The sequence below is a fragment of the Candidatus Arsenophonus phytopathogenicus genome (genome assembly GCF_056113345.1).
Genome location: NZ_JBUIOB010000019.1, coordinates 249,707 through 270,864 on the forward strand (window position 1 = coordinate 249,707; position 21,158 = coordinate 270,864).

The 21,158-nt window shown below is 34.3% G+C and carries 26 protein-coding genes and 8 pseudogenes; 18 read left to right on the plus strand and 16 right to left on the minus strand.

Going from position 1 to position 21,158, the window contains the following annotated elements; translation table 11 throughout:
- Positions 1–20 precede the first annotated feature (20 nt).
- The 3 genes from rsxC to rsxA are packed head-to-tail and all read right to left on the minus strand — an operon-like array spanning position 21 to position 2,948.
- The gene (gene rsxC / locus AC01GB_RS15860; protein ID WP_474452653.1) at positions 21–1,760 is read right to left on the minus strand and encodes an electron transport complex subunit RsxC; all 1,740 of its coding nucleotides are present in this window, start codon (positions 1,758–1,760) and stop codon (positions 21–23) included.
- Positions 1,753–2,367 (minus strand): electron transport complex subunit RsxB, encoded by a 615-nt coding sequence (gene rsxB, locus AC01GB_RS15865; protein WP_474452654.1) that lies wholly within the window; start codon positions 2,365–2,367, stop codon positions 1,753–1,755. The genes rsxC and rsxB overlap by 8 nt, the downstream gene beginning before the upstream one ends.
- The gene (gene rsxA, locus AC01GB_RS15870) at positions 2,367–2,948 is read right to left on the minus strand and encodes an electron transport complex subunit RsxA (protein ID WP_474452655.1); all 582 of its coding nucleotides are present in this window, start codon (positions 2,946–2,948) and stop codon (positions 2,367–2,369) included. The genes rsxB and rsxA overlap by 1 nt, the downstream gene beginning before the upstream one ends.
- Before the next feature lie 252 nt (positions 2,949–3,200).
- Between rsxA and AC01GB_RS15875 the strand changes: the two are divergent.
- Together AC01GB_RS15875 and AC01GB_RS15880 are read left to right on the plus strand one after the other, a co-directional pair.
- A pseudogene (locus AC01GB_RS15875) lies at positions 3,201–4,248 on the plus strand (oxidoreductase).
- Between the two features lie 48 nt (positions 4,249–4,296).
- Positions 4,297–5,271: pseudogene (locus AC01GB_RS15880) on the plus strand (bile acid:sodium symporter family protein).
- Here the strand turns inward: AC01GB_RS15880 and AC01GB_RS15885 are convergent.
- The 7 genes and pseudogenes from AC01GB_RS15885 to manA form a co-directional block, all read right to left on the minus strand.
- Complete coding sequence (locus AC01GB_RS15885; RefSeq protein ID WP_474452656.1) at positions 5,264–5,527, minus strand: hypothetical protein; 264 nt, start codon at positions 5,525–5,527, stop codon at positions 5,264–5,266. The pseudogene AC01GB_RS15880 and the gene AC01GB_RS15885 sit on opposite strands and share 8 nt — an antisense overlap.
- A gap of 251 nt (positions 5,528–5,778) precedes the next feature.
- Complete coding sequence (locus AC01GB_RS15890) at positions 5,779–5,979, minus strand: hypothetical protein (RefSeq protein ID WP_474452658.1); 201 nt, start codon at positions 5,977–5,979, stop codon at positions 5,779–5,781.
- Positions 5,976–6,278 carry a hypothetical protein gene (locus AC01GB_RS15895; protein ID WP_474452659.1) on the minus strand — a complete coding sequence of 101 codons (303 nt, stop codon included), beginning with the start codon at positions 6,276–6,278 and terminating at the stop codon, positions 5,976–5,978. The genes AC01GB_RS15890 and AC01GB_RS15895 overlap by 4 nt, the downstream gene beginning before the upstream one ends.
- A 42-nt stretch (positions 6,279–6,320) precedes the next feature.
- A complete protein-coding gene (locus tag AC01GB_RS15900) occupies positions 6,321–6,653 on the minus strand; it encodes a DUF945 family protein (RefSeq protein ID WP_474452921.1) in 333 nt (110 codons plus the stop codon).
- Positions 6,617–6,868: a hypothetical protein gene (locus AC01GB_RS15905; protein WP_474452660.1), complete on the minus strand. Its 252-nt coding sequence runs from the start codon at positions 6,866–6,868 to the stop codon at positions 6,617–6,619. The genes AC01GB_RS15900 and AC01GB_RS15905 overlap by 37 nt, the downstream gene beginning before the upstream one ends.
- A gap of 64 nt (positions 6,869–6,932) precedes the next feature.
- Positions 6,933–7,338, minus strand: a pseudogene (locus AC01GB_RS15910) (DUF945 family protein).
- Positions 7,339–7,370: 32 nt separating this feature from the next.
- On the minus strand, positions 7,371–8,546 hold the full coding sequence (gene manA, locus AC01GB_RS15915) for a mannose-6-phosphate isomerase (protein ID WP_474452661.1): 1,176 nt from the start codon (positions 8,544–8,546) through the stop codon (positions 7,371–7,373).
- Positions 8,547–8,711: 165 nt separating this feature from the next.
- Here manA and fumC point away from each other — a divergent pair, with 165 nt between their 5' ends.
- Entirely contained in the window at positions 8,712–10,109 is a 1,398-nt protein-coding gene (fumC, locus tag AC01GB_RS15920) for a class II fumarate hydratase (RefSeq protein ID WP_474452662.1), read from the plus strand.
- A 53-nt stretch (positions 10,110–10,162) separates the two neighbouring features.
- Here fumC and tus read toward each other — a convergent pair whose 3' ends face one another.
- Positions 10,163–11,083 carry a DNA replication terminus site-binding protein gene (tus, locus tag AC01GB_RS15925; RefSeq protein WP_474452663.1) on the minus strand — a complete coding sequence of 307 codons (921 nt, stop codon included), beginning with the start codon at positions 11,081–11,083 and terminating at the stop codon, positions 10,163–10,165.
- Positions 11,084–11,392: 309 nt separating this feature from the next.
- On the opposite strand from tus, the gene AC01GB_RS15930 reads away from it, so the two are divergent.
- From AC01GB_RS15930 to AC01GB_RS15940, 3 genes are all read left to right on the plus strand, one after another.
- Entirely contained in the window at positions 11,393–11,578 is a 186-nt protein-coding gene (locus AC01GB_RS15930; protein WP_474452922.1) for a PhoPQ-activated protein PqaA family protein, read from the plus strand.
- Between the two features lie 235 nt (positions 11,579–11,813).
- Entirely contained in the window at positions 11,814–12,122 is a 309-nt protein-coding gene (locus tag AC01GB_RS15935) for a PhoPQ-activated protein PqaA family protein (RefSeq protein ID WP_474452664.1), read from the plus strand.
- A 23-nt stretch (positions 12,123–12,145) separates the two neighbouring features.
- Positions 12,146–12,295: a hypothetical protein gene (locus AC01GB_RS15940; protein ID WP_474452665.1), complete on the plus strand. Its 150-nt coding sequence runs from the start codon at positions 12,146–12,148 to the stop codon at positions 12,293–12,295.
- Between the two features lie 85 nt (positions 12,296–12,380).
- Here the strand turns inward: AC01GB_RS15940 and AC01GB_RS15945 are convergent.
- Positions 12,381–13,569, minus strand: a pseudogene (locus AC01GB_RS15945) (MFS transporter).
- A gap of 534 nt (positions 13,570–14,103) precedes the next feature.
- Here AC01GB_RS15945 and bioD point away from each other — a divergent pair.
- A pseudogene (bioD, locus tag AC01GB_RS15950) lies at positions 14,104–14,782 on the plus strand (dethiobiotin synthase).
- A 47-nt stretch (positions 14,783–14,829) separates the two neighbouring features.
- Here bioD and AC01GB_RS15955 read toward each other — a convergent pair.
- The 3 genes and pseudogenes from AC01GB_RS15955 to AC01GB_RS15965 form a co-directional block, all read right to left on the minus strand.
- Positions 14,830–15,075, minus strand: coding sequence for a DUF1161 domain-containing protein (locus AC01GB_RS15955; RefSeq protein ID WP_474452666.1), 246 nt, complete (start codon positions 15,073–15,075; stop codon positions 14,830–14,832).
- Positions 15,076–15,103: 28 nt separating this feature from the next.
- Positions 15,104–15,328: pseudogene (locus AC01GB_RS15960) on the minus strand (DUF1283 domain-containing protein); the annotation flags it as partial.
- A gap of 155 nt (positions 15,329–15,483) precedes the next feature.
- Positions 15,484–16,197, minus strand: a pseudogene (locus AC01GB_RS15965) (SDR family NAD(P)-dependent oxidoreductase).
- A gap of 374 nt (positions 16,198–16,571) precedes the next feature.
- On the opposite strand from AC01GB_RS15965, the gene AC01GB_RS15970 reads away from it, so the two are divergent.
- From AC01GB_RS15970 to AC01GB_RS15990, 5 genes and pseudogenes are all read left to right on the plus strand, one after another.
- The gene (locus tag AC01GB_RS15970; protein WP_474452923.1) at positions 16,572–16,769 is read left to right on the plus strand and encodes a CDP-diacylglycerol diphosphatase; all 198 of its coding nucleotides are present in this window, start codon (positions 16,572–16,574) and stop codon (positions 16,767–16,769) included.
- 17 nt (positions 16,770–16,786) lie between these two features.
- Positions 16,787–17,221: pseudogene (locus tag AC01GB_RS15975) on the plus strand (CDP-diacylglycerol diphosphatase); the annotation flags it as partial.
- A 556-nt stretch (positions 17,222–17,777) separates the two neighbouring features.
- Entirely contained in the window at positions 17,778–18,260 is a 483-nt protein-coding gene (locus AC01GB_RS15980; RefSeq protein ID WP_474452667.1) for a bactofilin family protein, read from the plus strand.
- A gap of 21 nt (positions 18,261–18,281) precedes the next feature.
- Positions 18,282–18,488 (plus strand): hypothetical protein, encoded by a 207-nt coding sequence (locus tag AC01GB_RS15985; protein WP_474452668.1) that lies wholly within the window; start codon positions 18,282–18,284, stop codon positions 18,486–18,488.
- A 77-nt stretch (positions 18,489–18,565) separates the two neighbouring features.
- Positions 18,566–18,709 (plus strand): hypothetical protein, encoded by a 144-nt coding sequence (locus AC01GB_RS15990; protein ID WP_474451761.1) that lies wholly within the window; start codon positions 18,566–18,568, stop codon positions 18,707–18,709.
- A gap of 605 nt (positions 18,710–19,314) precedes the next feature.
- Here AC01GB_RS15990 and AC01GB_RS15995 read toward each other — a convergent pair.
- On the minus strand, positions 19,315–19,512 hold the full coding sequence (locus AC01GB_RS15995; RefSeq protein ID WP_026823657.1) for a hypothetical protein: 198 nt from the start codon (positions 19,510–19,512) through the stop codon (positions 19,315–19,317).
- Positions 19,513–19,637: 125 nt separating this feature from the next.
- Between AC01GB_RS15995 and AC01GB_RS16000 the strand changes: the two genes are divergently transcribed.
- Genes AC01GB_RS16000 through AC01GB_RS16025 form a run of 6 tightly spaced genes read left to right on the plus strand, consistent with a single transcriptional unit; the run spans position 19,638 to position 21,129 of the window.
- A complete protein-coding gene (locus AC01GB_RS16000) occupies positions 19,638–19,835 on the plus strand; it encodes a hypothetical protein (RefSeq protein WP_474451762.1) in 198 nt (65 codons plus the stop codon).
- A complete protein-coding gene (locus AC01GB_RS16005; RefSeq protein ID WP_474451763.1) occupies positions 19,798–19,980 on the plus strand; it encodes a phage/plasmid replication protein, II/X family in 183 nt (60 codons plus the stop codon). The genes AC01GB_RS16000 and AC01GB_RS16005 overlap by 38 nt, the downstream gene beginning before the upstream one ends.
- Positions 19,971–20,150 carry a hypothetical protein gene (locus AC01GB_RS16010; protein ID WP_474452669.1) on the plus strand — a complete coding sequence of 60 codons (180 nt, stop codon included), beginning with the start codon at positions 19,971–19,973 and terminating at the stop codon, positions 20,148–20,150. Before AC01GB_RS16005 ends, AC01GB_RS16010 begins: the two co-directional genes overlap by 10 nt.
- Positions 20,075–20,590, plus strand: a complete 516-nt coding sequence (locus tag AC01GB_RS16015) for a phage/plasmid replication protein, II/X family (RefSeq protein ID WP_474452924.1) — start codon at positions 20,075–20,077, stop codon at positions 20,588–20,590. Before AC01GB_RS16010 ends, AC01GB_RS16015 begins: the two co-directional genes overlap by 76 nt.
- Before the next feature lie 20 nt (positions 20,591–20,610).
- The gene (locus tag AC01GB_RS16020; protein ID WP_474452670.1) at positions 20,611–20,904 is read left to right on the plus strand and encodes a DNA-binding protein G5P; all 294 of its coding nucleotides are present in this window, start codon (positions 20,611–20,613) and stop codon (positions 20,902–20,904) included.
- 9 nt (positions 20,905–20,913) lie between these two features.
- On the plus strand, positions 20,914–21,129 hold the full coding sequence (locus AC01GB_RS16025) for a hypothetical protein (protein ID WP_474452671.1): 216 nt from the start codon (positions 20,914–20,916) through the stop codon (positions 21,127–21,129).
- Positions 21,130–21,158 lie beyond the last annotated feature (29 nt).

Below are 21,158 nucleotides of genomic sequence, written 5' to 3' on the forward strand. Positions count from 1 at the left end.
GCTCATATATTGTTCAATTATTAGGGAGTTTTACTCTGCTCATCACGTTTGGCTTTTGCCCGGGCAATAGCGGCGGCAACGGCCGCTTTACGTAGATCAGCTGGCTGCTGCTCGCTTGTTGTTTCTGTTGCTACAACTGATTGGCTTTCTGCTGCTTGTCTGGCAGCTTGAATAGCACGCAGTTGGGCTTTTCTGGTTTGACGCGCTTCAATCGCGGCTTGGTTATTCAATGGTTCAGTTCTACTATTGTCAGCCTGATTTTTTTGTGCATTAATTGCAGCTTTGTCTGTTGCTTCAGTCTTAACCGCAGCTTGATTATGCTGTTGCTGACGCAGAATTTTTTCTCGTTCAAGCCGGCTTTTTTTAGCCTCAAACCGTTTCTTAGCATCCGATGTACGTTGCTTTTCTTGAGTAATGGCTTTAATTTTTGCCTTTTCTTGTCGATAGTATTGGACAAGTGGAATATTACTTGGGCAAACATAAGCACAAGCACCACATTCTATGCAATCGGATAAATTATATTGTTCCGCTTTTTCATGCTCCTGTCCTCGACTAAACCAATAAAGTTGCTGTGGTAATAAATTAGCTGGACAAGCCTGGGTACAAAGACCACAGCGAATGCAAGCTTCTTCAATGTTAGGTTCACCGATTTCTGCTATGGTAGGAGCAAGGATACAGTTGCTAATTTTAATAATAGGGGTGGTTAAATCAGACAAAGTAAAGCCCATTAGTGGCCCTCCCATAATAACCATTTGCTCTGATTGGGGCACCAGACCGACCTGTTGTAATAGAAAATTGATCGGGGTACCCAAACGAACCCAATAATTACCCGGCTTTTGTATAGCATCGCCGGTTAATGTAACCACCCGTTCAATTAATGGTTCACCATCGATAATGGCTCGTTTAGTCGCAAACACAGTACCAACATTTTGCATTAATATTCCAATGAACGAAGAGTGAACGCCGCTGGGTATCTCCTTGCCGGTTAATATCTTAATTAATTGTTTAGCGCCGCCTGAAGGATACTTGGTTGGGATTACTCGTAATTTAATCATAGCTTGTTGGCCTAAAAGTGCTTCTTTTAAGGTGGCTATTGCTGCGGGCTTATTATCTTCAATGCCAATCAGGACTTCTTTCGGTTTTAAAATATGTATCAGTATCAGTATACCTTCGATAATTTCATCAGCATGCTCCTGCATTAATCGATCATCGGCGGTTATATAAGGTTCACACTCTGCGGCATTGATAATTAACGTATTAATTAATTTATTGCCATTTTTCAACTTTGTTGCCGTCGGAAAGCCTGCGCCGCCTAATCCTACTATACCGGCTTGCTCGATATGTGACAATAAGACTTTAGCCGAATATTGTAAGTAGTTGGGGAGAGGTTTGCGCTCACACCATTGATCTTTACTATCTGGCTGTAACCGAATACAAAGCTCTTTTAGGCCGGAGGGGTGTGCGGTTATATGGGGGGCTATGTCAGTAATAGTACCTGAAGTCGTAGCATGGACAGGGATCCGACGATCACAGCCTTTAGTTAATGCTTGTCCTTTTAAAACATAGTCATTGGTTTTAACAATGATATCACCCGCTGAACCTACATGTTGCTGAATAGGAATAATCAATTCATCAGCTAAAGGGAGCGTAACTAACGGAACTTGGCTTGATTGTATTTTCATTTCAGGCGGATGTATGCCACCTGAAAAAGACCAAATTTTTTCTTTATTTGATGTAAGTTTTTTGAAAAAGTTAAACATTTGCTCGCTCCTTGCTAGCAAATGTAACGGTCTGTGTTGAGTTCGATGATGTAGTAATATTTTTTACTGGAATAGTGGTGAGATCCCAGTTCCAGTTTTTGATGGTGGTTTTTATTGGTAGCATCGTAATACAGTCTGTTGGGCAAAGGGCAACACAAAGATCACAACCGGTACAGAGATCTTCTACCACTGTATGCATAACGCGCGTTGCTCCAATAATTGCATCAACGGGGCAAGCCTGAATACATTTAGTGCAGCCAATACAGTTGGCTTCATCAATAAAAGCAACTTTTCGTTCTGGCGTTAATTTATCTTCATCAAGCGCTTGTGGATCTACATTAAGTAATTCGGCAATTTTTAACATAGCTTGTTCGCCGCCGGGCGCGCACTTATTTATGGTTTCACCATTATTGGCAATTGCTTCGGCATAGGGTTGACAACCTGGATAGCCACATTGGCCACACTGGCTTTGTGGTAAAATATGATCAATTTTTTCTACTATTGGATCGTCTTCTACTTTAAAGCGAAGCGCGGCAACTCCTAAAATAAGACCAAAAATAAGGCCAAATCCGGCAATAACACCGATTGCAATTAATAAAGTACTCATTAGAATTTTACCAAACCACTAAATCCCATAAATGCTAAAGACATTAGGCCGGCTGTAATGAGACCGATCGATGAACCGCGAAAGGGAGTCGGAACATTTGCCACTGCGATACGCTCACGGATGGCAGAAAATAGTACCATTACTAAAGAAAATCCTACTGCAGCCGCAAAACCGTAAACGGCAGATTGTAAAAAATTATGCGATTGATTGATATTCAGTAAAGCGACACCAAGAACTGCACAGTTTGTGGTAATTAACGGTAAAAAAATACCTAAAAGACGGTATAGTGTCGGGCTGGTTTTGCGTACCACCATTTCAGTAAATTGAACAACAACAGCAATAACTAATATAAAGCTTAAAGTACGTAAATAGATTAAATCTAACGGTATTAGAACCAATGTATCCATTAGCCATGAACAGATGGATGCTAAAGTCATCACAAATGTTGTAGCAAATCCCATACCAATAGCGGTTTCTAGTTTTTTAGAAACCCCCATAAAAGGGCATAAGCCAAGAAATTTTACCAGCACGAAATTATTTACCAAAACGGTAGCGATAAATAATAAAAAATAATCTGTCATCTGAGCGCCTAAATTTTTTATTTAGTCAGTTGAAGTTGTAAACCTAAATGGTCGGCTATGATAGCAACTGATAGTCATATACGTTATCGATCTTGTGTGAAAGTCAATTTTAGTCAGTTAATGATTTTTAAGAAAATGAAAAATAGTGATTGCAGCTAAAAAATAAAAAGGTACGCTAAATAATATGCATCGGCTGGTCTGGTTGTCATATATGGTTTTAAGTTTGACATGTCATTGTTTTAAGGGGTAGTTATGAATAAACCGATTAAGGTTGGTTTGATTGGTCACGGTTTTGCCGGTAAAACCTTTCATGTTCCTTTTATTACCACAATAGAAGGATTTTAATTATCAGCTATTGCAAGTAGTGATGAACAAAAAGTAAAAAAAGATTGGCCTAATGTCCCTGTTTTTGCTTCACTTGAACAACTTTTGGCTGAGCAGCCAGAAGTCTCTTTGATTGTTATTCCAACACCAAATAAAACACCATTTCCCATTGGCTAAACAAGCACTCGAAGCTGGTAAACATGTAATCGTCGATAAACCGTTTACCTTGACTGTGCAAGAAGCTGTAACGTTAAATCAATTAGCGCAAAACAAAAGGTAAGTTATTATCTGTTTATCACAATCGCCGCTGGGACTCAGGTTTTTAACGGTGAAATCGTTGTTAGAAAATCAAATATTGGGCGAGCTAAAATATTATGAATCACATGTTGATCGTTATCGGCCTGATGTACGTCAACGGTGGCGAGAGTCAAAAGAGGCGGGCAGTGGTCTATGGTATGATTTAGCGCCTCACATGCTTGATCAAGTATTGCAACTTTTTGGCCAACCTAAATCTATTTTTGCCGATATAGCTATGATCCGGCCACAAGCTGAAACAGTTGATTATTTTCATGTTTGCTTAAATTATCCAACCTTAAAGGTTGTTTTACATGCTACCACCATCGCAGCAGCAGAGTCGCCGATTTATCTACTACATGGTATGGAAGGCAGTTATGTAAAATATGGTCTCGATCCACAAGAAGAGTGTTTAAAAGCAGTACAATTACCAACAGCAAAAAATTGGGGTAAGGATAGTCACGATGAAAACGTGACGTTGTCATGAAATGGTGAGCTGATCGTTAAGCCATTAGAAATTAAACCAGGTAATTATGGTCACTATTATCGTGCTATTCGTCAGGCAATTACTAATGGTGCACCTAATCCAGTTAGCGCCGAAGAAGCTATTTTGGTGATGAAATTGATTGAAGTGGGAATCGAGTCGACAAAAATGCAAAACACAGTAGAGCTGGCGCTTTAATTTTATTCATTTTGTCTATTCATATTTTTAAATATTAAAGGAAACGTTATGTGTTGGTGGCGCCGTTTACAAATTGATTATTTTTTGTTGTTTATGTTAATGACTATCATGCTTGCATCTTTTTTTCCTTGTCAAGGTAAGGTGAAAATCGTCTTTCAACATTTAACGACTATAGCTATTGCGTTACTTTTTTTCTCCATGGCGCAAAACTTTCACGCCAGGCTATTTTTGCCGGTATCGGTCATTGGCGATTACATCTGTTAATTTTTTGCAGTACCTTTATTTTGTTTCCGATTATTGGCTTAGTGTTAAAGCCGTTAGTACCTGAGTAGATGTCACCGACTGTTTATATCGGATTTCTTTACCTTTGCGCCTTACCTGCGACAGTATAGTCTGCGATTGCGTTTACTTCTGTTGCCGGCGGCAATATTGCCGCTGCCATTTGTAGCGCATCAGCTTCCAGTTTGTTAGGGGTGTTTTTTTTCGCCAATATTAGTCCAGTTTCTTAATAGATATTGATAATCATCAACAGATTGATCTGTCGTCAAATATTGGTGCTATTTTATTGCAAATTATGCTGCCATTTTAGGCCATTTATTTAGGTCGTTACTGGCACAATGGATTAATCGCTATCGAAAATTAATTACTATTTCTGATCGCTCATCTATTTTATTAGTGGTTTATGTCGCTTTTAGTGAGGAGGTTATTGAAGGGATATGGTATAAAGTTGATGACTGGTCGCTATTAATAATTGCGATTGTTAGCGGTTTTTTACTTGCTATAGTGGTTTTATTTAATATTTACACCGCTCGTTATTTTGGTTTTAGTAAAGCCGATGAGATCACAATAGTATTTTGTGGCTCTAAAAAGAGTTTAGTTAATGGTGTCCCTATGGCTAATATACTTTTTTCTGCTCATCTAGTTGGTATTATTTTACTGCCAGTGATGATTTTTCATCAAATTCAATTAATGGTATGTGCGCTATTGGCACAACGCTATGCTAAAAAAAGTCGTTTTATTTAATTAATGATACATAGCCATTTAATTTAACTCTTTCATTTTGTGTCTTTTCTTCATATTGCATTTGCTTAACTTGTAGTAGTTTTTGGCTCAATAGAAAGGGGCAAACAGGTAAAGACAAGCTTTCAGTTGAATGTAAGTTTTTTGGCGATCCTTGTAGGGCGACACTTTCTATCGTGGAATTATATTCCTGATTAAGTCGTGAAGTGAGATGATAATTCTTTATTTGAATTGTACTGTCAAGATTTAGACATAACATGAGTTGGTGATAAAATTTAGCCTTACTTGAACCAATTTTAGTTGAAATATGAATATTATTTTTTACAAAACAGGTTTTTATTTTTTTATTTTTCTAATTAATGAGTTTGTTTTTAGCTGATTATGTTGCAGGCTAGGTTTTATTAAAGGTCGATCTTTTATTATATTAATTTTATTCGACATAGAAACCCTCGGTATTAAAAATTGATCCAAAAGAGCCAGCTTAACTGGCTTTTGTCATTTTACTAAGGTTTAATTTGATTGTGGGGTGGTTTTCGGCGTTGTTGCAGGCTGAGACGATGGATTGTCCATCAAGCCAATATTAATTAAAAACTCAACTAATTTAAATGCTTGATTATTCATCTTCAGTTCGTCACCGGCGTAATGAATATCCATCCTTATATTATCTTTGGTTACCAGCATCCATGGCAAAATTGGTCTATCTTCATTCAATTGTGCTTTTTTCTCATCACTGAGGAAGTATTCTGTTGGTGATGTAAAGACATTTTGCTTAGCTGAACTTTCAAATTCACTAATTTGTGCGGTTGCTTTCTGACTAAATAATGTTTTTGTTCCGGGGTGGTCACTTTATCAGCTGAGCTTAGTATTTCTGTTTGGGTAAGCATTTCTATCAACATCGGTTTTGATAAATTAACGTTGATATTAAAATGATTGAATAGTGCTTTGATGACCTGATCATATTGGTTATTTTGGCTATAAACAGAGAGTTGATTCAATGTCCAAGGCTTCATATCGATATCTATTTTGATATTTCTTTGACCGGCACTATTTTTCTAATAAAAAGATTCGATGACAATTCTCGGACTATTCTTCAACAAGCTAGGTAAGTTCTCAACTAATGACTGGGCGAAAATAGTATCTGCATTATAAAGAGGGTTGCCATTTGCTAAGTTGTGAGCAATTTCATCATTATAACTTTTTAGGAAATTACCAAACGCTTTAGCATCCATTCTTTCGATTAATAACGTAAGTTCTCCAGAACCTAAGTTTTGTTCTTTAGCGATAAGATCATTAATGCTATAAGAAATTTTACCGTCAATGCTATCGTCTTTTAGTACAGAATCTAAGTCTAAGTTAATAGCAAAATTTTTAAATGAAAATTTAATGTCATAGCTATCATGCTTTCCGTTTTCTCTTTATTGCCGATAACAAAATTATCACTAACACCGGAAATTTTTATATCTTTAAGATCGGTATTGCCCACATAATTAATTGCACCACCGCTAAACGTTATATTTTTTCCATAAGGATTGCCGTCTAGTGGACTTAAATTTAAATTTGCATCTAGGCCTTCATTAAATAAAACCGACGTCAACATCACTAGTTATGAATGCTTGCTCCTGAGTATATTTGAATAGTTCTTCAGTGGTTTCATTTTTAACCAGTTAAATAGTGGTTGAGGCTAATCTTGGTAACAGATTAAGTTTAACTATTTTGTTAATAGGAAAGGGGCCATGAAAGATTTCTGTGGCAAACTTAACAGTGGTATTTTTTCTTTCGCTATTCTCTTTTATATCAATAACGATGTCCGCGTTAGAAGTGAAAATTCCTCGCTTATAATTTTCTGTTTTAACATTAATACCAGCTTCTGGAGCATTATTTTTTAGTTTGGTATTAGTGCGTTCAATGAAAGTATCAAACTCTCTCTCAATTTTTTCCGGTATACCAAGAGCCAATTGTCCAAATTACGGCAACAATTACAATGACACCTACAGTTACTAACGATTTCTTCATATATCCATCCCTTAAGGATTTTAGCGGGTAAAAGGGATCAAATTTAATAAAATACATTATATACAGTTTTGCATGTATTTTAATTTTTGCTAATAATTAAAAACTCTGGCCAGTTTACCTTTTCCATTAAGCATAATTTGTCCTTCGGATGCAGATATAAATATGGATTCGCCAGATAGGATTTCGGCAGTTTGATTTTCTGAGGTGATAGATATCTTACCTTCAACACAAAATAAAATTGTGGCAGAATTGTTTGCTATCGTAGTCAATTGATTATCAATTAGATATAAGGAAAAAGCAAAATCATCTACCGGAATAGGATAACAAAATCCATTATTATGTATATTCGGTTGTAGCAATAATGTGCCGCAGGGTTTGGCAATGAAATCTAAATTAGCCAGTAATTCAGCAATATTAATATGTTTGTTAGTTAATCCCGCGCGCAGTACATTGTCAGAATTGGCCATTACTTCTAAACCAACACCTTCAATATAAGCATGCGGAGTTCTGGCATAGAGAAACATCGCTTCACCTGGTTGTAATTCAATAATATTCAGTAACAATGGTGCAAATAATCCATTATCCTCAGGGTATAATGGCAACATTTTTTCTATCGTGCTCCAAGGCTCCCCTTTTTCCTGCTGTAGAACAGATTTTAAGGCTGTATGTAGCGGTTGCTTTTCTTTTGTTGTCAGACTTAACACATGTTTAAAAAGTTGTACCAGTTGAGTTTCTGTTGGGGTCTTTAAAAATCGTTGAATAACTGGTGAAGCTTCGGCAATCGGCAGCAATAAATTAGCGATCTCCTTTAAAGGGCGAAATGAATTAAGTGCTTTGAAAGGCGTTAAAGCATAAATCAATTCAGGCTTATGATTATCGTCTTTATAATTACGATTAGGACAATCGAGCGCAATTCCAGCTGCGTTTTCACGCTTAAACCCAACTTCGGCAGCGATTTTATCTGGGTGTACCTGGATAGAAAGTGGTTGAGCCGCGCAGAGCACTTTGAATAAAAAAGGTAATCGATGAAATTTTTGGGCAATTTTTTCACCGAGATAATAGCTTGGATCGGTTGCTATTAGTTTATCTAATGATATTTTTTGCTGGCTATTTAAATCTTCAACCATAGAGCTGGCTTTAGGATGTGCTCCCATCCATAATTCAGCCATCGGTAAGTGCTGAGGATTTTTGATATGGTAAAGCTTAGTTAGGGCATCTTTACTTCCCCAATCATAGTGTTGAATTTTATTGATCATTTTAAACATATAATACTGCTCTTAGTTGATAAAAATTTATTTTTAACTGTAATGCAATAAACTCGCTTATCTCTCACATTTTAAATTAAAAATAGTGCATGATTTCAAGTACAATCAGTTTATCTGCAAAGATGGATTATGCATATTCAATTATTTTATGCTAAGGAGATAATAATGTCAGAATATCGCATTGAAAAAGATTCAATGGGTGAAATTAAAGTCCCAGCAGATAGGCTATGGGGCGCTCAAACGCAACGTTCGCTGCAACATTTCCATATCTCAGTGGAAAAAATGCCTGTTGCCTTGAACCATGCATTGGCATTAACTAAAAAAGCAGCAGCTGAAGTAAATAGCGATTTAGGTTTGATAGCAAAAGATAAGGCTAATGCTATTATCGCCGCAGCTGATGAAGTCTTAGCGGATAAGCATATGGCTGAATTTCCATTAGCAGTCTGGCAGACCGGCTCTGGTACGCAAACTAACATGAATATAAATGAAGTATTGGCGAACAGAGCGAGTGAAATTTTAGGTGGAAAAAGAGGTCAGCAACGCCTAATTCACCCGAATGATGATGTAAATAAAAGCCAGAGTTCTAATGATGTATTTCCAACCGCAATGCATGTAGCTGCTGTTATTGCTTTACATCAACTTCTGTTACCTAGATTAAAAGAACTACAAACTACTTTTAAGCAAAAATCTGACGCCTTTAATGATATTGTCAAAATTGGCCGTACGCATCTTCAAGATGCAACACCATTAACATTAGGGCAAGAAATATCAGGGTGGGGAGCAATGCTAGCTCATAATGTCCGCCATATTGAAGAGAGTATTCCTCATCTTTCTGAACTTGCATTAGGCGGAACGGCGGTAGGTACCGGTTTAAATGCCCATCCTGAATATGCCATTAAAGTTGCCAGTAAAATTGCAAAATTATCCGGCCTACCATTTGTCACTGCGCCTAATAAGTTTGAATCTTTAGCTACTTGTGATGCTTTAGTTCATGCCCATGGTGCTTTAAAAGGTTTAGCAGCCTCATTAATGAAAATCGCTAATGATATAAGGTGGTTAGCGTCAGGTCCGCGTTGTGGCATTGGTGAAATTATGATCCCAGAAAATGAACCTGGTAGTTCGATAATGCCAGGAAAAGTTAATCCGACTCAGTGTGAAGCTTTAACTATGCTTTGTGCTCAAGTTATGGGGAATGATGTTGCTATTAATATTGGTGGAGCATCAGGTAATTTTGAACTCAATGTTTTCCGCCCTATGATTATTGATAATTTTTTACAATCAATTCGTTTATTGGCGGATGGTATGCTTAGTTTTAATGATCATTGCGCTAAAGGTATTGAGCCTAATCGCCAGCGGATAGATAAATTATTACATGAATCATTAATGCTAGTTACTGCACTAAATATGCATATTGGTTATGATAAAGCCGCTGAAATTGCTAAAAAAGCACATAAAGAAGGATTGACGCTTAAGCAATCAGCATTAAAGCTGGCTTATTTAACAGCTGAAGAGTTTGATAGTTGGGTGCGACCTGAAAATATGGTTGGTAGTATGAAGAAATAGTTTTTATATTTATAAAAAGAGAAAACTGAGTTAATAACCTCGGTTTTTTTTACTTAAATTTCTTGATAAAGATGTAATCGAGCAATAATTAATTTTAGTTTTTTATTTTTGGGCTTATGTTTTATTTTTATATTATTAATATCATAGTCAGAAAGCGTACCTAATTTTGTCAAATGGTTTGTATCACTACTAAATGATAAAAGTGGAAGAGGGCAAGCGTATTGTACTTGTTGCTTTTCATTCGCGTACCAAACTCTGGCAATCGGCTGAACTTTTACAGGCCGTTGTATTTTTAATATGGCATCATTAGAGATGCTATTTAAGTCTTGGATCTCTTTTTCAATTAAAGTACGCCACTGTTGTTTAGTATATGCAGACATTGCTTTTTCAGATTGATAGTTTTTATGTAGTTGCTCAAGTATTTGCTCTTTTGTTACTTTATTGACGATATTTTTATTGGCCCAGCCAAAATTAATGCTACTAGGTGACTCAACGTAATTGATTTTACGATAGGCATTGAGAGTAATTAAGCCATGTAATTGTTGGTGAATAAATTCAAATCGTTGCTCTTTTTTTATCCCTGATTGATGAGTGACAATATTTTTTAATTCTGTTTTTAACTTATTAATTGTTTCCAGTTGCTGTTTTATACCTAAATAATTTTCTACTGAAAGATTAAAACATAGGGCACCAGGTAGCCTTATTGCGATTTTATTACTAATGTGTTGCGGGCTATCATGAATAAATAATCGATTGTAGTTTGTTAATGCTAAGTTTAAGGCCACTTTTCCTGTCAAAGTGCTAATTGCTATTTGGTTAATATCATTATTTTCTTCTCCTTTCTTGGTTTCAGGTAATTTAAATACAATAGCTGAGGTTAGAGATAAGGCATTAAGTTCGGTTAAAAAATAAGCTAGTTCAGCTTTCAATAAATCAAAACATTTTGATAATTTATATCTTGCATCATATTTCATATAAAAGTCTCAATTTAGTTACAACATGCTTTTATTATAATCATAATAGCACCTAACCTACTAAGAAAAAATAAAATTTCTACAGGATTAAAAAAAACAAAAGGTAATTAATGAAATTTATAAAACTATTTTTTTACTCTTTTCGTTTGTTTTTGTACTAAAAGCGTTGCCTCAAATATGAAACATTTGATATCACCAGAAAACTTTTTTCAGTTTTCAAATATTATTATCTATTATCAACAATTATTAGCTTCCAATCCGTTAAAATATTCTATATATGGGCAGGAATAAATAGGCGACATAGAACTTATAAAATACAAAATAGTGTCTCAAGAGTGGTCACCTGAAAAATTAGTTTCCCCACAAACGCGGCGTCATAATCTTGATATATACATTCCTACAATACCGAAGCCTAAATATGCTCTTATTATAATAAATAGTGGAGCTAGTTATAATAATAAGAATTTTTCACCAGATTTTAATAAAAAATGCTGATTGAAATTGCTGAAAGAACTAATATTATTGTTATTTCAATTAATAATATCGTAAATAACTACCTTATATCGAATGATGACAATAAATTTCTTAATGAAAATAATTAACAATGAATAATCCTGAGAGAAGGGTATTACCATTAGATATACCTATGACTGCCGTTGTTTCACAAACTATTCGGTTTACTAAACAAGAATTAAAAAAATGAAACATCAAAAAATTTATTGTCTCTGGTGTGTCAGCTCAAGGATGTACTGCATGTATACCCCCAGATAACTCTCGTTTTTATTGCGATAAATTACCTGGTACTAAATCGTTAAGGATTATACCAAATACCAACCATATTAATATATTAGCTTTTACTGTACCTTCTTTAATATCATTTGTTAATCGCTTAAATAGAAATGTATCTTTACCAAAATTAAGTACCTGTATTTTTAAAAATAGACTTACTGTTCACTTTTCAGAAAAACCAGTCAAAATTACTCATGTGGTATCAGGTATTTACCATCATCAATTAAAATTGGCACAGGTAAAAATATAACGGTCGCTATAAATACAAAAATAATGGGTTGGCAAGCTACTTATATTGAAGCTATTTTTAGTGACGGTTATGTTGCTACAACACAGGTATATATTACGCCTGATGATAAATTTCCAGTAACTGCACCTCCAGCAAAAAACTCAAGCTGCCAAACTTTATCTGGGCGAATATAGTATGGATATTAAATTTAATTAGTACTGATCTAAATAAAAGTCTTAATTAAAGCACAAAATTTTGTGTTTAATTAAGACCAGCAGTTTATATTTTCCTTAATTTGATACTAATAATTAATCCTAGAGATGTTAAAAATATAATAAAACCAATAATTCCATTCCATTTCCAATCACTCCAAAATATACCACCTAATGTACCAGCGATGCTGGATTCTCCATAATAGCTGAACAAATACCATGAAGATGCCTGGGCTTTTGCTCGCTTTGCACGTTTCCCAATCCAGCTACTGACAATAGCATGAGCTGCAAAAAGCCCTACCGTCATAATCACCATGCCCAATAAAATAAGTAAAATTGGAGAGAAAAAAGTAATCGCGATACCAATAAACATTAAACAAATTGCAATAAATAAAATATCTGAATAGTTATACTTTAATGCTAAAAATCCTGCTTTAGAAGCACTATAGGTACCGGCTAAAAAGATAAAAGCTAATAGACCAGTCATAGTCTGACTAAAATTATAAGGGCTTCCAATAATCGATAACCTATATAATTATAAAGGGTTATAAAACTTCCCATAATGATAAAACCAATCATAAATAAAAAAGGCAATCCCTTATCTCTAAGATGCACTCTAAAATTAATCCATAGGAAAAGTGGCCGGACTGAAGAAGTTCTAAAATAAACGCAAACAAACTGAATACAATGGTTGCTATCCGCCAAGAAAAATGATCAGTTAAAATACCGGTAATTAAGCGCCCACTCATACCACCTATAGAGTTACCACTAATATATAATCCCATAGAAAGTGCTAAATAATTGGGATGAATTTTCTCACTGAGGTAAGTCATGGCAAATGCTGCAACATCACTTAAAGCAAATCCAACTAACGCTCTGGTTAATAAAATACCATCCCAACTTTGCATAAAAACACTGATAAAGGTAAAAATAGCTGCGCTTAGTAAAGAGATCACCATAATATTCTTGCGACCTAGTGCATCGGAAAGAGGGCCAGTTACTAGCAATCCCAATGCGAGAAGGGCAGTGCAAAGTGAAAGTGACATGCTAGATTGAGGAGGTGATATTTTAAATTCACTTGATAAAATGGGTAGTATCGGTTGCACAAAATAGAGTAAAGCAAAAGTCGATAATCCCACCATAAAGAATGACAAGGTCACCCGTATATAAAGGGCATCACGATATTTTATATGATGCTGAAAATTATCCTTTCGACAACAAACGTTCTCTTTGTCATCTTGTTGAGATATTTTCATCTAATACCTGATAATTATTTACTAATAATTGATACCAGAATAAATAAAACGGCATATTTTGTCCAATATATAAATTGAATAAGCTTATTAAAAATAACAACATAAAAAATCTGACGGTATTTAACTTAATAAAACCCAATTAAAATAACTGGTAAATTTTTTATTGAATACTATTTTTCTTCTTTTTTCTTATATATTTACTAATTAATTTTAATTGGCTCACCGCTAAACAAGGTAAAAAAAATCAGCTATTTCCTGTCATTAGCAAACACATTCGACAAAAATCCTTACCCTGTTACCAAAATAATGTATCCCTAGTAGCAACTAAATTTAATAATGAAGGAACAATATTGGCGACCGCTATTATTAAAGATGCCTTATATAATGGTTCTCTGCTGGCTAAATTAATGGCGGGATAAAATTTAATAAACGCTAATTAAGTAAAAAATTGAGCTAACGCAATCTTTTAAAAATTACAGTATCTTAAACTCCATCAAAATTTCTTAATCTATTATTATAGATAGGATTTAAGATATGTTGACAAGTTTATTTATAACTGGAACAAATACCAATGTAGGTAAAACAATTGCTACCCGTGCCTTATTACAATCACTCAATGATAACTCGAGTAGTGCAATAGGTTAAAACCTATTATAAAAACAAAATGTCAAAAGACGTCAGTCCTGGATGAAATTAACAAATTTACTAGTACTATTTCACAATCATCACCAATTTCGCAACTGCTAATGAAATAAATCCGGCGATCATTCAAAATAGCCATGAAAAAGAACTTATTATTGATTTTAATCAAATTAATAAAAAAATAACTCTTCTAAAGCAAAAAGCCAATTATATTCTTATTGAAGGTTGTGGAGGGTGGCGCCACTTAGTGAATCCGCAAACGTTTTATTCCGACTGGGTTATCCAACAGAAAATGCCAGTTATTTTAGTTGTTGGCATTCAACCCGGTTGCATTAACCATGCTGTTTTAACAGCGCATGCTATTATTCAAGACGGCGTTAGTTTAGTTGGATGGATAGCCAATCGTATTAATCCTGGATTAACATGTTATGCGCAAATCATTAATAGGTTACAGTGTCACATACCGGCACCTAAACTAGGGGAAATCCCTTATTTATTACGGCCGGAAGAACAGGATTTATCAGAGTATATGGATAAAAAGCTTATAAAAAATATAATAAGAGGCTGCTAATACTAAAGAAAAGGGTGCATCCAATGTCACCCTTAATCATTTAAGTACTACTGATGCAGTAAACGGGTATAAACAATTTTAAATTTATCATTCTGACAATGACCAACAACCTCATCTTTTGTAACGTCTAGCTGTTCAGTTGGTACAATTTCTAGTTTAAATGCATCCAAGGAAACGCCATTTTTAACTATTTTTTCTGAAATATTTTTCTTAACATCGTCACAAGATGACGCTAATGCCATCGTTGGTACCGCAAAACATAGCAATAAGCTTAATAAAAATATCTTTTTCATGTCCATTACCTTAATGTTTAACGCGTATTTAAGGACGTTTAGGTTGCCCTGTATTACTGTCCAAACAACGCTTAGTCTTAGATTCCCAATAAGCATTTAATTTACCATTTTTATAGCAAGCTTCACTTTCATTATCTGCTTTATCAAACTCCCTTTCTGCCCTCTGATTAACTTTTTTGCGTAACGATTTTGTTTCATTCCATTGTTCACTCTGTTCAGGCGCTTGTTCTTTTGTTAAGGCACTATTACCATCGTGAAGAAATAATTCTACCGCAGAAACAGCTCCACTACACAAATAACAAGCCAATAAGGCTAATATCGATATAATTTACCACCTTCTTGTTAGTACAAAAATATTTACCCAGGTTAAAGAGAAGCTATATTATAAAAAAATATGTTTAAAAATTATCAATTATCATTATAAAATTCTTTATCTACGCTTAAACCAGCAAAAGATTGGCAAACAGGCATTATTTCTAAAATATTAACATTGACAGGTAAAGTTGAAACCCATAAAACAGCCTCAACGATATCTTCTGCTGTTAAGGTCTCGGCGCCTTTATAAGTCTCAGATACTTTTTCTACATTACCTTTAAACCGTATATAAGAGAATTCTGTTCCAGATACCAAACCTGGCTCAATATCCGTTACCCTTATTTTTTTTACCTTGTAAATCAGCTCGCAAATTTAAAGAAAATTGTTTCACAAATGCTTTAGTGGCACCATAAACATTTCCTCCCTTATATGGCTAGTTAGCCGCAATAGAACCAATGTTGATGATATGACCATGGTTGGCCGCCACCATTCCTGGTAATATTGCGCGGGTCATATGAACTAATCCTTTCACATTGGTATCAATCATAATATCCCAGTCATCTGTATCAGCCATTTCATCAATTTTTTTGGAATTTAAGTTGTTCACTATATCATTAATATTAATATCTTGCTTATCCCTTATATATCTAGCAGGATAGGGTGAAAATTTTTTCCTAGCTGTTGATGCAATTTTTTTAACCTTGTTTCCCGTTGACCTGTACCAATTACAATGTGGCCATTAGCAATGAATTTTTTCGTTATTGTTTCGCCGAAATCCGCAGTAACGCCAGTGATAAAAATTATCATTATTAATCTTCTTTGTTATTTTGATTCTAATTAGACGTAAGTAAAAAAACCTCACATAAAAAGAGTCAAGAGATATCTTTTAAACGTGCGAACTACTCAATAAAGTTATATTCCGTCAAAAAAGAAAAACATTTATAACATTAAATTAACAAATAGATAGAATAAACTTACACATACCTTATACTAGCTGAGTAAAAAACGCAGATAGCCACTCAATCAGTCATTCTAAAATGCTTTCAAGGAAAATTTTTATAATAGGATTTTTTATGAAAAAAACTATCAAATTACTGCTCAAGATATTTTTTGCTTTACTCTTATCAATATTAATTTATTTTGCCTATTTAAAAATAAACAGTGATAAGTGATGGCAAACTATTAATCAACAATGTATTCCTGAGTTTAAAAATGGCAGCTTACAATCGCCATGTATCAAAGTTGATCAACAACACCGATCTCTTATTTATAAGGATATAAAGGGGCCATTACATGATTTATTATTACCATTAGACAAAATCCCTGGCATTGAAAGTCATATTTTGCAACAAAAAAACACAGAAAATTATTTAAGTTAGCATGACAAAATCGGCAGCTATTTATTAAATTAGCAAACAAACCCATTAACGATCAATATCTTTCTCTTGCTATAAACTCAAAATATGGTCGATCACAAGAACAATTGCATATTCATTTAGCCTGTTTAAAAGCTGAAGTGTATCAAATAATAAAAGAAAATGAAGATACTATAACCAAAAGCTGGCGGGCATTAAAACAAAGAATCAATAGTCATCAATACATAGCTATTAAAATTCCCGCGACAGACATAAATAAAATATCAACATTTAATTATCTAGAAAAATATGCCGAAGAGCAGGGTGATAATATTGCCTGTTATGGCTTAGCGATGATACCAAGCTCGCAAAAAAATGAATTTATTTTGTTGGCGAGCCGATTAAAATTGCTCGATTTCAACCTTGGATCAGCGGGTACAATTCAAGATTATCAATGTAAATTAAGCAATAATTAAAGCTATTCTATTCTTAAACATTAACAAAAAAGTGGCTAAAGTAATATATAATTAGTCGCTTTTAATATGCTATTAATATAAATTATCATTTAAAATAGTTATCGAATTCATTATATCACTACAACAAAATAACGCTTATATTGTTATCAAAATAGTAACGGTTCATGTTTTATAGTATTAAAAAATTAACTTGAACAATAAAATAATAATTTATAAATTTTGCATATCAGAATAAAAGTATAAAAATTGTAACATAAGTCATATTTTTGACCGAAAATGCATTGCAATATACTAAAACTAACTAATATAATGAATAATGATTAATTTTGTTTTATAATAGACAAAAAAATTTTTTACTTTACGCATTATAAACTCTGCATTTAATGTTGGGCTAATTAATTAAAATCCGGTGGAGGACTATGTGCGATTAATCAACGTAGCAATTATTGCATGGTGTTTTTCTATCATCATGTATTCCATTGGATTCTTTTGGGTTTGCTTTAGCAGCGGATTAGTCTCTAGCCTGCTAATTATCTATTATTTTAGGAGAAATATTTTGTTTAAGAAACGGGAAATTGAAAGTACAGAAAATAATTTTGAAAGCAAAAGTGACAAGAAAACTATTATATGCTCTGAAACTTGCTTCACCGGCGATATTGTCTCAGACGCAGATATACTTATTGATGGTAAATATATCGGCAATATTTTATGTAAAGAAAACACGGTTATTGTGACAAGAACTGGCATAGTAACAGGCAGCATATTAGCCAAAAAATCGATTATCGATGGAAAAATTGATGGTCGTGTTGAATCAAATTTAATTGAAATTCAAAAAAATGGCATGATCGAAGGTGAGATTTATAGTGAAAATCTGTCTATTGAGGCTGGTGGGTTCTTTATTGGCATATCGAAAAAAATTACAGTAGATCTAAACAAAAAAATACCAGAACGAAATAACGGGCAGGAACATAAAAAACATCAAAAAATTGATGCTACCAATGCGATTGCCCTAAAAGAAAAGAAAGAAAAAGTTTTTTAATCACTTATCGAGCAGGGATCAATGGAAGCATTAAATATATTTCCAGTTGTAATATTTGCATTAGGACGATATATAATGGATAGAGTAAATAACGCTAATTATCAATCAACAACAAAAATAATAGATGACCGTATTTATAACGATTCAAAAGCAAGACCGATTGGTCTTGCTGGAAAATTTAATCGTGTTACCAACAAAGTAGAATTTTCATCAAATAAAGCGAGTTAAAATATTGTAGACTATCATTTTAAAAGGTTTACTTAAGAATAAACCTATTAACTTTGATTTTTTAGAAGGAGTTAATTATGTCTATTAGTATCGGTTCAGGTTATTTTCACACTTACATCAGTAATGAAAAAATTAACGACATTTTAGAGAAAAATACGCCTCCTCACATGAGTTTATGGGAGAAAATAAAGGATTTTTTTTTGTTCAACACATCAGGCTGAAGCACAAGAATGCATTTATAAACTTTGCCATCCACCAATCGGAACAACACCGGATGATGTAGAAAATATTTTTGAAAGGCTTAGTGAATTAGTCCATCCTAAATGGGAAGGTAATTTTCTGAACAGAGTGAAATATTTTGAGGATAATAGTTTCTATATTAAGGACAAAAATGGAGATGAAATTTTATCTATAATCATCGACTATGACTATAAAGTCACAACGGGTACGTATCGTTGTTTTTATATGGATGGGCCTAGCTATAGTTACCCCTTGAAAGGTTCAATAGACCAAACAATAATTGATGGTCAAAGAAAAAAGACCGTTTTATCAATTTACTAAAAACAACCAATCCAGTATTCCAGTAGATGCAGAATTAACTTGAAATGTAGGGCAGTAAGACCAATGACCTTACTGTTTGTTCTATCAGCAGAATACGTGACTGTATCTTGAAGTATTTTGAGTATGGTTATAACTTTTGTTAGTTTGCTTCTTAAAATTTCCTATAATGTGCAACGTCGTTATGTTGATATGATTGTCTGGGTATATTTATTGATATTCTCATTTTTTATTTCCACATTTAATAACAATGATATTGCTATTTTATCTATGCTTTCCTGACAGTTTTTTTAGCTATTATATCTTTTACTGCATCATCAAGATAATTATCTATAAGATAACTTACTAATTCTGATTGTTTTAGTATATCTCCTGTTTTATTTCCTATTTCTAGTATTTTCCTTTTTAGTTCTAGCTTTCTTTCTTCGTTTATTCTTACTGTTGTATCTGCTCTCTTGGATGTCATAACGAATTTCCCCTTTTAGTTATTAATCATATCTTTTTTTTATTCAATATTTTATGCATGTGTATTTACAACATGCAAATATTCCTTATATCATGTGTGCATGATGTAAATATTGAGATTTGTACATGATAGATTTCCTTGAATTGCAGATTCCATTTAAAGATGAGTATGTGATGAGAACGTCTCGTGATAGGGAGAATGGAGGAGGTTCTATCGATTTTATGCATATTGCTAAATTAAGCGGTATTCGACTGCCTGCTCGTGATGTGGAATTTGAAATAAAAGGTGATACTATCTGTTCACGGATTAGCGCATCCTTTTGAATCGTTAGCAACCCATTTTGCCAGTCTGGGCATCAAGATTTATCAGGGAACCCATTTGATTTTTCCGCGCGTCAATCTTAAGCCTTCACCAGCTAAGCTCTTACAGGGGCATCAACCAATATTGCATTATGTGGTTTGGAGTTAATCACTAATTTAGCGGCTTCCATTCCACATCTTTTTAATTTGTTAGATGTAGCGAATACCGAAGTTTCTGAGCTTCACCCAACTTTATCAGTAAGATTAGCGACGGAAAGTCTTTTTTTTCAGCGCTCTGTCTTTATCAACAACACTATGAGCGTGATGGGGCTAATTTAATTTACGATCTGTGGATGAAAAGTTTTGATGATTTGCTAACGGCGTTAACGGGAATGGAAATGAATATTTATGATGATGAACATATTTTTGAACGATTAAAATCACATTATTATTCCACTACGCCAAAAGGCAATATTTCCTATGCCAAAGCCCAACGAATATTTGGTTTTTATCGTCGTTTAGTCAATGAAGGTTATTTAAATGTTTTTAACTCTCTGGCAAGAAGAACATTTTATGATAATTTGATTTTATTAACCAATATTGGTATCAGCAAATCACAATTACAAAATCTCACGGGCGATAAATCTAACGTCATTCCTTTTTATAAAGTTATTCATATCGATTTTTCTCAACAACGGCCTGACTGGTATGTCGAGCCAGTCAGTGTTTTTGAACGTCAAAATACTATTTATCCATTTAAACAAGTGGCAAATGCTTGAATCAAGAAAGGTGAACCATTATGGCTGCATTGCCCTTATATCAAACGGTAATTAGTGGAAAAGTGACCCGTGTCAGTACGTCTAATGATGGACATGTTTATACCACCGTTATTTTACCCGCGCCTGACCCTTATTCTAAACCGCCGGTTGTAAAAATACGTTCTAAACGGCGTGTGGTGGCGATTGATTCAGAAGTGAATGAACTGGTTTGCCGTATTTCTGGCTTTGAGCGTTCGTTTAGATATCACGATAAGCAGACAGGACAACCCTTAACGGGGCATAACGTTGAAATGTTCCTTGATTTAGCAGAATAGGTAATCGCTATGGCAACAGTAGGGTTACCGGAAGTATATAACCTGGTTTTCGAGATTGGAATGGTTCTGGCAGTCATGGAGGTAATCCGGGTGAGGGTTCTGGTGGGCATGAGGGCGGCGGTGGTGCGGGTGGCGGTTCCGGCGGGAATGAAGGAAGCGGTAGTATCGGCGGTGGTGCGGGTGGAAATGGTTCAGATGACGAGGATGATATTGCTTCTGCGGTAGAAACGGCGTTAAAAAAATCGTTAATTGAA

What these genes read in the sequence shown, in the direction of transcription:
- AC01GB_RS15895 (WP_474452659.1), bottom strand. Translation starts at nt 6,278, where the DNA reads ATGAAGCCTTGGACATTGAATCAACTCTCTGTTTATAGCCAAAATAAC.
- fumC (WP_474452662.1), top strand. Translation starts at nt 8,712, where the DNA reads ATGTCAGAATATCGCATTGAAAAAGATTCAATGGGTGAAATTAAAGTC.
- rsxB (WP_474452654.1), bottom strand. Translation starts at nt 2,367, where the DNA reads ATGAGTACTTTATTAATTGCAATCGGTGTTATTGCCGGATTTGGCCTT.
- AC01GB_RS16000 (WP_474451762.1), top strand. Translation starts at nt 19,638, where the DNA reads ATGATAGATTTCCTTGAATTGCAGATTCCATTTAAAGATGAGTATGTG.
- rsxA (WP_474452655.1), bottom strand. Translation starts at nt 2,948, where the DNA reads ATGACAGATTATTTTTTATTATTTATCGCTACCGTTTTGGTAAATAAT.
- tus (WP_474452663.1), bottom strand. Translation starts at nt 11,083, where the DNA reads ATGAAATATGATGCAAGATATAAATTATCAAAATGTTTTGATTTATTG.
- manA (WP_474452661.1), bottom strand. Translation starts at nt 8,546, where the DNA reads ATGTTTAAAATGATCAATAAAATTCAACACTATGATTGGGGAAGTAAA.
- AC01GB_RS15940 (WP_474452665.1), top strand. Translation starts at nt 12,146, where the DNA reads ATGGGTTGGCAAGCTACTTATATTGAAGCTATTTTTAGTGACGGTTAT.
- AC01GB_RS15995 (WP_026823657.1), bottom strand. Translation starts at nt 19,512, where the DNA reads ATGACATCCAAGAGAGCAGATACAACAGTAAGAATAAACGAAGAAAGA.
- AC01GB_RS16025 (WP_474452671.1), top strand. Translation starts at nt 20,914, where the DNA reads ATGGCAACAGTAGGGTTACCGGAAGTATATAACCTGGTTTTCGAGATT.
- AC01GB_RS16020 (WP_474452670.1), top strand. Translation starts at nt 20,611, where the DNA reads ATGGCTGCATTGCCCTTATATCAAACGGTAATTAGTGGAAAAGTGACC.
- AC01GB_RS15985 (WP_474452668.1), top strand. Translation starts at nt 18,282, where the DNA reads ATGGAAGCATTAAATATATTTCCAGTTGTAATATTTGCATTAGGACGA.
- AC01GB_RS15990 (WP_474451761.1), top strand. Translation starts at nt 18,566, where the DNA reads ATGTCTATTAGTATCGGTTCAGGTTATTTTCACACTTACATCAGTAAT.
- AC01GB_RS15955 (WP_474452666.1), bottom strand. Translation starts at nt 15,075, where the DNA reads ATGAAAAAGATATTTTTATTAAGCTTATTGCTATGTTTTGCGGTACCA.
- rsxC (WP_474452653.1), bottom strand. Translation starts at nt 1,760, where the DNA reads ATGTTTAACTTTTTCAAAAAACTTACATCAAATAAAGAAAAAATTTGG.
- AC01GB_RS15885 (WP_474452656.1), bottom strand. Translation starts at nt 5,527, where the DNA reads ATGTTATGTCTAAATCTTGACAGTACAATTCAAATAAAGAATTATCAT.